The 13,480-nt window shown below is 67.8% G+C and carries 8 protein-coding genes and 1 CRISPR repeat array; of the genes, 6 read left to right on the top strand and 2 right to left on the bottom strand.

Annotated features, from left to right (window positions below):
* Positions 1–43 precede the first annotated feature (43 nt).
* Positions 44–1,579 carry a magnesium-protoporphyrin IX monomethyl ester anaerobic oxidative cyclase gene (gene bchE, locus KZ810_RS15710; RefSeq protein ID WP_219770065.1) on the top strand — a complete coding sequence of 512 codons (1,536 nt, stop codon included), beginning with the start codon at positions 44–46 and terminating at the stop codon, positions 1,577–1,579.
* A gap of 67 nt (positions 1,580–1,646) precedes the next feature.
* On the opposite strand, the gene KZ810_RS15715 is transcribed toward bchE, so the two are convergent.
* A complete protein-coding gene (locus KZ810_RS15715; RefSeq protein ID WP_219770066.1) occupies positions 1,647–4,613 on the bottom strand; it encodes a DUF2135 domain-containing protein in 2,967 nt (988 codons plus the stop codon).
* A 239-nt stretch (positions 4,614–4,852) separates the two neighbouring features.
* A complete protein-coding gene (locus KZ810_RS15720; protein WP_219770067.1) occupies positions 4,853–5,242 on the bottom strand; it encodes a hypothetical protein in 390 nt (129 codons plus the stop codon).
* Between the two features lie 446 nt (positions 5,243–5,688).
* A CRISPR array of direct repeats spans positions 5,689–6,205; the repeat unit is 29 nt; unit sequence GGGTCGATCCCCGCGGATGCGGGGGAGCC.
* Positions 6,206–6,449: 244 nt separating this feature from the next.
* Here KZ810_RS15720 and KZ810_RS15725 point away from each other — a divergent pair.
* From KZ810_RS15725 to KZ810_RS15745, 5 genes are all read left to right on the top strand, one after another.
* Positions 6,450–6,875, top strand: coding sequence for a hypothetical protein (locus KZ810_RS15725; protein ID WP_219770068.1), 426 nt, complete (start codon positions 6,450–6,452; stop codon positions 6,873–6,875).
* Between the two features lie 60 nt (positions 6,876–6,935).
* Entirely contained in the window at positions 6,936–7,088 is a 153-nt protein-coding gene (locus KZ810_RS15730) for a hypothetical protein (protein ID WP_219770069.1), read from the top strand.
* Between the two features lie 20 nt (positions 7,089–7,108).
* Positions 7,109–9,634: a CRISPR-associated helicase Cas3' gene (cas3, locus tag KZ810_RS15735; RefSeq protein WP_219770070.1), complete on the top strand. Its 2,526-nt coding sequence runs from the start codon at positions 7,109–7,111 to the stop codon at positions 9,632–9,634.
* A 27-nt stretch (positions 9,635–9,661) separates the two neighbouring features.
* Positions 9,662–10,348, top strand: a complete 687-nt coding sequence (locus KZ810_RS15740) for a DUF6445 family protein (RefSeq protein ID WP_219770071.1) — start codon at positions 9,662–9,664, stop codon at positions 10,346–10,348.
* Between the two features lie 254 nt (positions 10,349–10,602).
* The gene (locus tag KZ810_RS15745) at positions 10,603–13,437 is read left to right on the top strand and encodes a TonB-dependent receptor (RefSeq protein WP_219770139.1); all 2,835 of its coding nucleotides are present in this window, start codon (positions 10,603–10,605) and stop codon (positions 13,435–13,437) included.
* Positions 13,438–13,480: the final 43 nt, after the last annotated feature.

Raw genomic sequence — 13,480 nt, forward strand, 5'->3', positions numbered from 1 at the left:
CGCGGTGCGATGACGGTCTGGCGATGGCAGCGGGATAGTCGATGTGCGTATTCTTCTGGTGAACGTTCCACATCCGGCGATCGGCAGTCGCATTCCCAAGGAGCAACTGCCCCCATTTGGGTTGCTCTGCGTCGGCGGCCCGCTGATCGACGACGGCCATGACGTGGCGCTCATCGACGGCGAATTCGGGCCGATGCCGCTTGGGGAACTGGTCGCAGAGATCGTCCGCCGCGCGCCGGGTGCAATATTATTTGGCCATTCGGGGTCATCGTCGGGTCATCCCATCATCGCCGAAGTGTCCAAAGCCGTGGCGCAAATGCTACCCGAGGCTCGCATCGTGTACGGCGGGGTCCACCCGACCTATTTCTGGCGCGAGATCCTGCGGGACGAACCGCACGTTCACGCGATCGTGCGCGGTGAGGGCGAGGAGACCGCTCGGAAATTGATGCGTGTGCTCGAGCAGGGTGACATGCTCGATGACGTACCGGGGATCGCATTCCACCGCGGCGGCGAGGCGATCGGGACACCGCCCGCGCCCGTCATCACCGATCTCGACGCTTATCGGATCGGCTGGGAACTGATCGACCACCGCCATTACAGCTACTGGGGCGGCAAGCGGGCGGTCGTCATCCAGTTCTCCCGCGGCTGTCCGCACCTGTGCAACTATTGCGGGCAGCGCGGTTTCTGGACGCGCTGGCGTCATCGTGATCCGGTCAAATTGGCCAAGGAGATCGCTCACCTGCACCGCGAGCACGGGGTGGAAGTGTTCAACTTCGCCGACGAGAATCCGAGCGCCGGCCGCAAGCCCTGGCGGGTCTTTCTGGAGGCGCTTATCGCCGAGGACATCTCGGTTACGTTGGTCGGCTCAACCCGTGCGGACGACATCGTGCGCGATGCCGACATCCTGCACCTGTACAAGCGCGCCGGCTTCGAGCGCTTCCTGATGGGAATGGAGAACACGGACGAGGCGACACTCAAGCTAATCCGTAAGGGCGGTGCCGTCGCCAAGGATCGCGAGGCGATCCAGTTGCTTCGCCAACATGGCATCCTTTCGATGGTGACCTGGGTAGCCGGGTTCGATGACCAGACCGACCGAGACCTGTTCCGCGGCATGCGGCAGCTTATTTCCTACGATGCCGATCAGATCCAGGCGCTCTACGTCACGCCTCATCGATGGACCCCTTTCTTCCGTCTGGCTGCGGACCGCCCTGTGGTGCAGGCGGACCAGACGAAATGGGACTATAAGCATCAGGTGCTCGGACTCACCCGGATGCCGCCCTGGCGTCTGTTTCTCTGGGTCAAGCTGATCGAAGCGGTCGCGCAGCTCCGGCCGCGCGCGTTCCGACGCTGGGCGTGGCACCCAGACCCGAAGATCCGGCATGCGATCCGCTGGTATTACCGGATGGGCAGGCGGGTATGGCTGCACGAAATCACGGATTTCCTGTTCCGTGATCGACGCAGCAACGATGGCCGAACGGTCGCCGACCTTCTCGGCGCGGCTCAGGATCATGAGGAAGAGGCGTCACGTGTAGCGGCTCGGCGGAAGGTCATACCTCCCGCTTCTGCTTCAGCCGCATAGGCGGGCATGTCGTCTGTGCGGTAAGTCCGCACGCGATCCCTCGCGCGAGGCCGAACGTCGTGGACCGTTACCGCCTGGTCGGCGGCTGCTTGGCAGGCACGATGACGCGGCCGATCATCCGCGCGCCTTTTTCGTCGCGCTTCAACTCGATATCGACGCTGTCGACCGTTTCGTTCGCGCGACCGAAATTGCGGAACAGGTGCGCGGTCAGAATGGTCGCCCCATTGGGATCGATCCGGTCGGGCGCGAAGACATTGGCCTGCGCGGTGTAGATGCCCGCCGGCGCCCGGTGGACCATATATTCCTCCGGCCCGTACCCACGCGTCATGTCGTTCGACAGCCGTCCACCGATCACGGTGCGATTGTTGTTGTAGATCGCCCGTTCGCGGGTCGGTTCGTCGACCCAGAGGTCCATGTCCGAGCCATCGCTGGACCAGTCGATGACGACGCGCACATCGACGTCGAGCAGTCCGACCAGACGCGGGTCCATGTCGACGGTGCCACCGAGCGCGCGCAAGCGTGGGAGCATCGCATTCGCCTCGTTGAGCGAGATCAGCGCGATGCCATTCCAAAGTGCGGACTGCGGCGTGACGGCGACGTCGTACAACAGCGTGATCGCGCGGGTCAGGTCGGCGCGCGCCGTGGCGGGCTGCGCCTTGGCCCGGCGGGCGAGCGTCAGTGCCAGCAGACGGCGCGGCTGCGGCCGATCCGGATCGAGCGCCGCCTGCCGCTCGCGCAGCTCGACCGCGCGGTCCCAGGCGCCGTAGCGCTCGAGCCGGTCGGCGACCATGCCTAGCGTCGTGTCGTCAGCGGTCGGCAGCTCGAGCGCCGACAGGACCATTTCCTGCGCCTCCGCGATCCGCCCGCGCTTCGCCAGCCAGGCGGCGGTGTCGAGGTAGAAGATGGGCAGCGTCCCATGCCGCGCCTCGGCCTCACGGAAGCGTTCGGCGAAGTCGGCGGGTTTGCCGTCATACAACTCGAGATAGGGGCGGTCTGGCTGCCACGCATCGATCTGAACCGACGGCGCGGCAGGGCCGGCCTCGGCACCCGCGCTGCGGCTGGTCACCACGATGTTGCCCGTCGCAGGGCTGCCCTGCGGGGCCGGGGGTGCGCCCGGAGGAACGGGTGAGTAAACAGCCGGGGGTGACGGCATCGTTGTTGCGACCGCCGGTGGCGGTGGTGGTGGTGGTGGTGGCGGCGGCGGTGGCGGCGGTGGTGGTGGTGGTGGTGGGAATGCCTCACTCGGTGCTGTCCGGTCGAAGCTGTGCGAGGTAGCGACCCGCTTGGGCACTGCCGCGGGATCGAACTTCGTCTTCCACCAGGCGACCTGTTCCTGCCATTCCTTGACGAGGTTCTCGCGGCGAGTTTGTGCTTTTGCGGCGTCGTTGCTGTCCGCCGCCTTGCGGGCTCGCGCATAATCGTCGCGCCATTCGGCGGGCAGGGTGGCCGGCGGGTCGATCTTCGCTGCTAGATAGTCGTTCACGCTTTCCAGGACGAGAAACGACAGACTAGGGCTGGCGATGCCGTACCGGCGGCTGAGCGCAACATAGGCCTCGCGCTGGTCGGTGCCGCCCAACTCGGCCAATTGGTCTCGCGCTAGCAGCGCACCGGGGCCGTCAAACGCGATGCTATCGCCCTCGACTGCGCGGACGATCGTCTGCCCGCTGCCCAGTCTGACCGTGACCGGCCCAAAACCGGGCGCACGGGTCAGGATCGACCAGCGTCCGGCGGGAGCGGACAGCGGCACGAAGGGGATAGGCCGTCCGTCGGGATCAACCACCGCCGTCACGCCGGTACCCGGCACGCGCAACTGCGCCATTGCCGCGATCGGATCGTCGCCGAGCAGGATCAGGCGTCCGCCATGCGTTCGAGCCAGATGCCCGGCCCAGGCCCGGTCGTCACCGCTCGCGCTGCTGACCACGTCAATCGGGCAGGCCGCGCCGATCGTCGCTCCGCGGTCGATCGTCGCGCGGCCGTCGGTGAACATCAGGCAGCGATCGGCCGGACCTTCACGGCTGATCGGTGCAAAGCTCGTCGCGCCCCGATAGGACAGCGCGGCCAGCCACGCAGCGGCCTCGTCGGCGTTGCGGACCGTCTGGCGAAACGCCCCGCTACTATTGAAGGCGACCAGCTCGATCGTAGCCGGCCGCCAGTCGGTAATTGCCGCCTTGACCAGCGCGATCTCGCGCGCGGTGTCGGCATCCAGCCGAGAGCGTGAGCGATCCCAATAGATGCGCAGCCGCGCCGGCGCCGCACTGGCGGCGGCGGGAGGAAGGTCGCCGCCGAGCTGGACGTCGCGCTCGCCATTGCGATGGGTGCTCGCGATCAGATCGGCGACCCGCGTAGATGCGATCTTCAGTGCGCCAGGCGGCAGCGCGCCCTTGCCCGCGCGCTCAGCCCGAAAGGCGTCGCCCTGCGCCGTCATTGTCAGCGCCGTATCACCCAGCGTCACGACGGGCGCACCTGTCATCCCTGTCGCATGCACCCGTACCGACCATCCCTCGGCCGGCGCATCGAAGCCCACCGGCAGGCGCCAACCCTCGGCGCCGACAGGGGCGACGAAGCTCACGCGGATCGTCCGCCCGGACCCCGGCCAGATCGGAAAGACACGGGTCGAAAAGACATTGTCCGGGCTGACTTCGGCCAGGCCGGGGTCGACGCGCTGGCGGACCCGAGCCTCGTACACCGCCTTGGCACGGGGCCGGTCGACCAGAACACCATCGACCATTCGTCCGCCGACGTCCAGCGCATAGCCGGTGACGACCGCACCTTCGGGCAAGGTCAGGCGAAAATCACCTTCCTGCTGTTCGCGCTCCGGATTGGCGAAGACGGCGGTGACGGTCGTCTCCACCACACCACCGCGCTGCTCGACCGACAGGTCCAGCCGCCGCAATTGCAACGACCGGGTATGAGCCTCGTCCCGGATGCCGTTTGCCCGCGCGGTCAGCACCGGATTGGCGATCTGTGCCGACGCCCCCTGAGCGGCGATCAGGGCAAAGCCCAGCGCCACGAGTCCCGACCAGCGTGCCAGCATATCCGCCCCCTTGTATCGCGGAGAGGCTAACCCGCCCCCATGCCCGGAGCAACCGCCATACCCGACTATCCCAAGCAACGTCACGCCGGTGTCATCGGCAAACTGACCGCGCCGCGCCGGAATCCGGCGAGAGGAGGATCAAACTCGCAATCTAAGCCCAACGACTGAAACAACTCGGACCCGATATCGGGAAATAATCCGCTCGCTCACAATCCTCCTACGATGTCGGATTTGAGAGGTCAGTCGATCAGGACATTTAGGGGATAACCAAATGGGCCCGCGCCATGCGCGCGGACCATCCGGGTGCGGGATCGGTGTAGCGGGCTCGTCACGCAGCACGCCATGCTGCTGTGGCGGCGGAGCAATGGCCTGATCCGTCCCATATTCACGAACCGGGCGAGGTAACCGGCGCGCGGCCATGTCGGCATCCCGCATCTTATCCTGCCAGCCATCTCGCTCGCGAGGAACGAGGCGTTGATCGCCGCATAGTTGTAGGCGATCAACCACGCGCCGGCGAAGCGCCGAACTGCCTGCACCAACAGGATGCGGAAGATGCCGGCATCGCGAAAGCGGCCATGCCGGGTTTCGCGGAATGTCGAATGATGCGGCACCCGCGCGTCGACCGGCAATCGGCAAAACCGCGATAAGTGAGGTTAAAGCAAACTCCGCACACAGCCGGCGCTACGACGTGATGCTCCTGGGGCGAATGGTCGTGTCATGCAAACTAGCAATTTGTGCTCAATTGAGGGACGCCGACTGTGGTGCGGCGCGAGCGCGTCTGGCGGTTCTCCCGAGCCGGTCAGCCTGTCCATCCTGAGCAGGAAATGATAGGCGAGAATTATCGCCCGCTAGCTCCCGCCAATTCCCGCCAGTGTGTGTCCGTGCCGCCTCGGTGTTGCTTGCCCATCATGGCTGCTGCCTCCGATGGGTCGAAGTAGGAAACCCGTCAGGAACGCGATCGGATTGCCCCGCCTCTTTCAATAACCCCGATCGTGTTCTGACACAGATATCGCACGGGCCGACCCCGCGGGTGCGGGGGAGCCAAACTGGAGGAAAAGACCCAGCAGTCCAGCGAGGGTCGATCCCCGCGGATGCGGGGGAGCCCCGTGCACAGGCGATTGATCGCGGCGATAGTGGGGTCGATCCCCGCGGATGCGGGGGAGCCCCAAGCGCTATGAGATGATCGGAACCAAATAAGGGTCGATCCCCGCGGATGCGGGGGAGCCATGGCGGCGGTGGCGGTGCGGCCGATCAGGGCGGGTCGATCCCCGCGGATGCGGGGGAGCCGGTGTAGTACGCCCCCTGTGGCAGCACCCCCAGGGTCGATCCCCGCGGATGCGGGGGAGCCTCCTCGGGCACATCGAGGTCGACGACACCGCCGGGTCGATTTCCGCGGGTGCGGGGGAGCCCGGTTCGTTGACGACCACCAATCGCGCGAATGGGGTCGATCCCCGCGGGTGCGGGGGAGCCGCCGTCGTTCGATCATGTCATGCCTCGATCGCGGGTCGATCCCCGCGGGTGCGGGGGAGCCTCCACCCGCGTCGGCGCGCGCGATGCGACGCAGGGTCGATCCCCGCGGGTGCGGGGGAGCCTGGGCGACAGCCGCCGCTTCGCCGCCGCGACCTGATCGGTCGACACGCGCGAGGTGAGCTCCACGGGTTCGCCGAGCGCGCGGTCGCTGAACGGCTGGTCGGCGGGCTCGGCGCGGCGGCGGCGCGTGCCGTAATGCGCCAGCCGGTTGGCGACCTCGTCCTCGACGATGCGGCGCGCGCCGCCTAGTTCGCGCAGCGCGTTGAAATAGCACAGGGCGGTCAGATAGGCGTCGGTGTCGTCCGCTTGCGCGTGCTCGCCCACGTGCGTCAGCCCCTGTGCCGCGCCCAGCAGCGTGACGAGCGCCTGGAGGAACACGAGTTTGGGTCCGCGCCCCGCTGCGGCGATCCCGACGTACCAGCGCGCCGGGTCGGCGTCGCTTTCCGCCCGCGTCAGCGCGAAGAAGCTGTCGCGGCGGTCGATCCCCGGCGGCGGGAAGATGCGCGTGTCGGGGCGGTCGAACAGGCTCATGATCTGGTCGCGCGCGCGGCGCACGGTGGCGGTCGAGGCGACGATCTTGGGGCGCACGCGCTCCCCGCCGACGTGCCTCGTCGCGAGCGCGTCGATCGCGGCCTCGTACAAACCCGCGATCGTGCCGAGCGGCCCCGAGATCAGGTGCAGTTCGTCCTGGATGACGAGGTCGGGCGGCGCGAGCCGGTGTCCCCCGTCTAGTGGCCGTCCGATCCCCGGCTCGGCCGCGCCGTAGAAGCCGGTCGCATCGGCGCGGTCGACGTGGCCGAAGAACGCGCCGGCCTGCCCGACCCAGGGCAATGCCGCGAACTTGTCGACCGTCGCGATCAGGAAGGCGGGCAGGCGGCGGTAGATCGCCTCGTCGACGGTGACGATCGGCAGCGCGCGGTCACGCGCGGGTGCGGGTTACGGTGATCCGGCGGGAGGGGATGTCGATGACGATCACGCTGAACGGTCCGTGGGCGAAACTGGCGCGCGACGCCGACGGTCGCGTAAACGCGGCATTGCCGCTGGTCGATCACTGCCTCGACGTCGGAGCGGCGATGGCGGTGGTGGTCGAGGCGTGGCGGCGCCCGCTCGAGGCCGCCGCGGGGCGCGCGCTGACCGCGCAGGATATCGCGCGGCTGTGCGCGCTGGCGGCGCTTCACGACATCGGCAAGGCGAACCGAGGTTTCCAGGCGCGGATCGACCCCAGGGTGAAGGACAAGGTCGGGCATACCGGTCAGGTCGCGGCATTGCTCAACCATTCGGGGCTGAGCAGGAGTGACGCGGCCCGCACGTTGCACGCGACGATCCGCGACTGGGGTGCCGGGGATCACTTCGCCGCGGTGATGGCGCATCACGGACGACCGCGGCCAGAATTCGGCCCCGCGCCCGGTATCGGCCCGGCGTCGTGGGTCGGGCATGTCGGATATTGGATGCCCGAACGCGGCACCGATCCCGCGTCGGATGCCCTCGATGTTCTGAACGTGATCCGCGCGCGCTGGCCGCTGGCGTGGGCGGCGGGGCCCCCGCTGCCGAATGCCCCGCGGTTGGTTGCGCTGTTCGCCGGGTTGGTGACGCTCGCCGACTGGCTCGGCTCGGACACGCGCCGCCTGCCCGTCGGTGCCCCGCACGGGACCCCGCGCGACGCGCTGCGCGGTGCTGAGGTCCGCGCGGCGGCGCACGCGCGCGGATTTCTGCCGCTCGGCACGCCGCCGGGCGATTTCACGCACGCGTTCGACTTTCCGCCGCACCCCTTTCAGACCGAGGCGGCGCGCGACGACCTCGGAGCGGTCGCGCTGATCGAGGCCGAAACCGGCTCGGGCAAGACCGAGGCGGCGTTGTGGCGGTGGCTCGAACTCAGGCGGCGCGGGCAGGTCGACGGGCTGTTCTTCGCGCTGCCGACGCGTTCGGCTGCGGTGCAGTTGTACACCCGCGTCAATGATATGTTGAAGCGGGTGTGGCGTGACGACGCGCCCGAGGCGATGCTGGCGGTTCCCGGCTACCTGCGCGCGGGCGACGCCAACGGGCAGGCGCTGCCCGGATACGAGGTCCGCTGGGACGACGATGCATCGGGGCGACACGCGCCCGACGCGCGTTGGGCAGCGGAGCGGAGCCTGAACTTCCTCGCCGCGCGCGTCGCGGTCGGCACGATCGATCAGGCGCTGCTAGGGATCCTGCCGGTCAGGTACGCACTGTTCCGCACGGGCGTGCTGTCGCGCAGCCTGTTGGTCGTCGACGAGGTCCACGCGTCCGACCATTATATGTCGGCGCTGCTCGCACGATTGCTCGATCACCATGTCGCCGTCGGCGGCCAGGCGCTGCTGCTGTCGGCGACGCTCGGCGCGGCGGCCCGCGCGCGCTTGCTCGGGACCGCCACGCCACCGCTCGCCGAGGCCGAGGCGCAGCCGTATCCCGCACTGTCGGGCAGTGCTTCGCCACTCCGCGAAGCCGCGGGCGCGGCGCGCGCGGCGAAGCACGTCACGCTCGAGATTGCCGCGCTGATGCACGACGCCGACGCGGTCGCCGCGCACGCGGTTCAAGCGGCGCGCGAGGGTGCATCGGTGCTGGTGGTGCGTAACAGCGTCGCCGGCGCAGTGGCGGTGGCGCAGGCGGTGTCTGCTCTCGCGCCCGACGTCGCGTTCCGCGTCGAGCGCACCGCGACGCTCCACCACGGCCGCTTCGCGCGTGACGACCGCGAACGGCTGGACGACGCGGTAACTGCCGCGTTCGGCAAGGGCCGGCTGGCGCGCGGGCAGGTGCTGGTCGGCACACAGACGCTGGAACAATCGCTCGACATCGATGCCGACTCCCTCGTCACCGATCTGGCGCCGATCGACGTGCTCCTCCAGCGGATCGGGCGGCTGCATCGTCACCCGCGCGAGGATCGCGGCGCGTTCGCGCACGCCCGCGTGCTCGTGCTTCGCCCGCCCGAGCGCGACCTGTCGACGCTGCTCGGCAAGATGAGCGGCGCGCGCCACGGGCTCGGCAGCGTTTACCCCAACGTCGTTCAGCTCGAGGCGACGCTTCGCCTGCTGGAGGGCGCACCCGAGATCGTCATCCCGCGCGATAATCGCCGGCTGGTCGAACGCGCGCTGCATCCCGAAGCGCTCGCTGCCGTCATCGCGGGCAACCCTGCGTGGCGTAACCATGCGAACGAACGCGCGGGCGGCGACCACGCCGCGGCCGAGACGGCGCGGCGCGTCGCGCTCGATCTGTCGCAACCGTTCCGCACGCTGACCTTCGCCGATGTCGAGGAGGAGGCAGCGACCCGGCTCGGCGCGCGCGACCTGCTGGTCGATCTGCCCGGGCCGCTCGCCAGCCCGTTCGGGGGCACGATCACGCGCATCGCGATCCCGCATCACATGGCGCGCGGCATCGGCGCACGAGACGAACCGCAACTGATCAATGCGCGCAGCTTCCAGATCGGAGACAGGCGGTTCGGCTATGACCAATGGGGCCTGCGCACGCTTACCTGACGCCGCGGCTTGTGGCATCGCGCGCCGATGACGATCAGCGATCAATGGCAGGTCAGCGTCACCACGCACGGCAGTGAGGAACAGCCCGTCGTCGTGATCGACGCGTTCGCGCCCGACCCGCACGGGCTGCGCGAGGATGCGACGTTTCTCGCCTTCACGCGGATCGGCGACCATTATCCCGGCGTCCGCGCGATCATGCCCGAGGCGGTGCTGCGCCCCTTCGTCGCGGCGCTCGCGCCCGTTGCGCGTGACGTGTTCGGGTTATCCGATCTGAGCGTCGTGGACAGTTTCTACTCGGTCGTGACCACGCCGCCTGACGCGCTGGCGCCGATCCAGCGGCTGCCGCATTTCGACGAAGTGTCGCCGACCCGGCTCGCGCTGCTCCATTATCTGTCGCGCGACGAGGCGAGCGGCACCGCTTTCTATCGTCAGCGCTCGACCGGCTACGAATCGGTCGATGCCGCACGCCTGCCCGCCTATCGCGCGGCGCTGGCCGAGGATCTGACGCGCCACGGGATGCCGGGCGAGGGGTATATCGGCGCCAAATCGCCCGTGTTCGAGCAGGTCGCGCGGCACGGCGGCCGCTTCAACCGCGCGATCCTCTACCGGTCCAACACGCTCCACTGCGCCGACATTCCAGCGGGCATGTCGTTCAGCGCCGACCCCTACGACGGGCGGTTGACGGTCAACACCTTCCTCGACGCGCGCGGTTGATCGCGCGAATGTGACATCGCTGCCACAGCGGAGACGATCAGCGCGCTCGCATGCGGCTGAATACGTATGTGGCTTTCTTGTGACTACGACCCCATCGGGCCTAACCCACCGTCATCACGCCGGATAAGCACCTCGCACGCGTCGTGCGGAGGTGTGGCTTGGGGGAGGTTACGTTGTCCAATTCGCATCACCTGTCGTTTTCCGCGCGCGCCCAGCTCGGGCTGCGCGCCAGTGCGCTGACCATCGCGGGCGTCATGCTGCTCGGCAGCGGCACCGCCTTCGCGCAGGAAACGCCGCCCGACCCCAACGCGCCGACCGCGAACCCGACGGGCGCGATCACCGCGACGCAGGCGACCCCGCCCGCCGATCCCACCCCGGATGCCAACGCCAACCCCGATCCCACCACGACGGGCGTAGGTGAGGGCACCGACATCGTCGTCACCGGCATCCGCGCCGGCCTCGCCAAGTCGGCGGACATCAAGCGCCGCTCGACGCTGATCGTCGACTCGGTCTCCGCCGAGGACGTGGGCAAGCTGCCCGACGTGTCGATCGCCGACTCGCTCGCACGTATCCCGGGCGTCACCGCGCAGCGCCTCGAGGGTCGCGACCAGCGCCTGTCGATCCGCGGCCTCGGCCCCGATTTCTCGACCACGCTGCTGAACGGCCGCGAGCAGGTAACCGTCGGGGACAACCGCGGCGTTGAATACGACCAGTATCCCTCGGAATTCTTCCGCAACGTCAACGTCTACAAGTCGGCCGACGCGTCGCTGATCGCGGCGGGCATCTCGGGCACGGTCGACCTGCGCATGCTGCGCCCGCTCGACCAGTCGCAGCGCGTCTTCGCGATCAACGCGCGCGGGCAGATGAACGGCATCGACAACCTCAACCCCGAGCTGTCGCGCTACGGTTATCGCGGCTCGGCGACCTACGTCGACAAGTTCGCCGACGACACGTTCGGCATCGCGATCGGCGTGTCGGGCACGCAGGCGCCAACGCAGAACGAGCGCTACAATGCGTGGGGCTATGCCGGCACGGGCACCGCGGCCGACCCGTACGTGCTCGGCGGCGCGAAGCCCTATGTCCAGTCGAACGAGCTGAAGCGCTACGGCGCGGTCGCGACGCTCGAGTGGCAGCCGTCGGACAATTTCCACTCGACCTTCGACGCGCTGTATTCGAACTTCAAGGAAACGCAGTATCTGCGCGGGATCGAATTCCCGCTCGGCTTCTCCGATCCGGTGCGCAGCGGCATCACCGTCAATAACGGTTTCGCGACGACCACGACGTTCACCAACGTCTACGCGGTGCAGCGCAACGACTTTAACCAGCGCAAGGCGGACAACATCTCGCTCGGCTGGAACAACGATTTCAAGATCGGCGAGACGACGCACTTCAACGTCGACGCGAGCTGGAGCCGCGCGACCCGCACCGACTTCCTGCTGGAAACGAACACCGGCACCGGCTTCGCGAAGGGCGGCGTGGCCGACACGGTCACGGTCACGCAGAACGGCAACGGCACCTATTCGTTCAAGCCGACGCTCGACTACACCAACACCAACATCTTCAAGCTGACCGACCCGCAGGGCTGGGGCAACAACGGCACGCAGCAGGTCGTCCAGTCGGGCTTCCTCAACCGGCCGAAGTTCAAGGACGACCTGAAGTCGCTGCGCGCCAGCCTGAACGGCGAGTTCGAGGGCAGCGTCGTCAAGGGCTGGGAAGTTGGCGCCAACTACAGCCAGCGCGAGAAGACCAGCGCGTTCGCGTCCTACTTCCTGTGCCCGAAGGGTGCGGGCACCAACTGCACCGTCGCGAGCGGCACGCCCAAGGTGGCGAACGTTCCGGCCGAAGCGCAGCTGGGCAGCAACATTCCGCTGACCTACCTCGGCATCCCGGCGATGCTGACGCTCAACCCGCTGTACCTGTACAACAACTCGCTCAACGCGGCGTTCGATGGGCGTCCGGGGTCGCTGGTGCGCGACAACACCGTGACCGAGAAGGTGTACACGGGCTATGCCAAGCTGAACTTCGACGGCGACGTCAGTGGCAAGGCGATGAAGGGCGCGCTGGGCGTCCAGGTGATCCACACCGATCAGAATTCGGACGGCCAGATCGCGGGCCTCGTCGGTGGCGTGGTCACGATCTCGCCCGCCAACGATACGGTGCGCTACACCCGCGTGCTGCCGTCGGCGACCTTCTCGGTCGAACTGGTCGACGGCGGGTACGTGAAGCTCGGTGCGTCGCAGACGATGGTGCGCCCGCGTCTCGACCAGGAGCGGATCACGCAGGACGTCAGCATCAACCCGGGCAACATCGGCGTGCGGCCGTTCGCGGCCAATCCGGTGTTCAGCTCGAACGGCGGCAACGTCGGCCTGCGTCCGTATCAGTCGACCAACATGGACGTGTCGTTCGAGAAGTATTTCGGCAGCGGCGGCGGCTATGTCGCGCTGTCGGGTTACTTCAAGCACCTGACCGACTTCGTGAACCCCGCGACCGTGATCCCGTTCGACTTCACGCCGCTGCTCAGCTCGCTGACCGCCGCGCAGCAGCAGCAGGTCATCGCCAACGGTCAGCAGATCGGTACGATCAGCCGCCCGGACAACTCGGGCCGCGGTGAGATCCTGGGTGCGGAGGCGACGCTGTCGCTGCCGTTCCGCATGATCACCCCCGCGCTCGACGGCTTCGGCGCGTTCGTGACGGGCAACTACACCGACTCGACGATCCGTTACGCCAACAACCCGGCGCCGATCACGCTGCCCGGCCTGTCCGACTGGACCGGCAGCGGCACGATCTATTTCGAGAAGTGGGGTTTCCAGGCGCGCGCCAACTACCGCTACCGCTCGTCGTTCCTCGCCGAGGTCGCGGGTCTGTCAGCCAACCCGACGTTCCGCACCGCGAAGGAGGAAGCGATCCTCGATGCGCAGATCGGCTACGAGTTCCAGGACGGCCCGCTGCGCGGTCTGTCGATCCTGGCGCAGGGCAAGAACCTGACCGATCGTCCGTTCATCACCTACAACACGGGCGATAAGCGCCAGGTGATCGACTATCAGCGCTACGGCCGCGATTACTACGTCGGGATCAGCTACAAGTTCTAATCGTTGCCGATGTGATCCGATGATCCTCGCATGAAACTGGCCG

The organism is Sphingomonas citricola (genome assembly GCF_019429535.1).
Lineage (GTDB): Bacteria > Pseudomonadota > Alphaproteobacteria > Sphingomonadales > Sphingomonadaceae > Sphingomonas > Sphingomonas citricola.

What these genes read in the sequence shown, in the direction of transcription:
- KZ810_RS15715 (WP_219770066.1), bottom strand. Translation starts at nt 4,613, where the DNA reads ATGCTGGCACGCTGGTCGGGACTCGTGGCGCTGGGCTTTGCCCTGATC.
- cas3 (WP_219770070.1), top strand. Translation starts at nt 7,109, where the DNA reads ATGACGATCACGCTGAACGGTCCGTGGGCGAAACTGGCGCGCGACGCC.
- KZ810_RS15740 (WP_219770071.1), top strand. Translation starts at nt 9,662, where the DNA reads ATGACGATCAGCGATCAATGGCAGGTCAGCGTCACCACGCACGGCAGT.
- KZ810_RS15745 (WP_219770139.1), top strand. Translation starts at nt 10,603, where the DNA reads ATGCTGCTCGGCAGCGGCACCGCCTTCGCGCAGGAAACGCCGCCCGAC.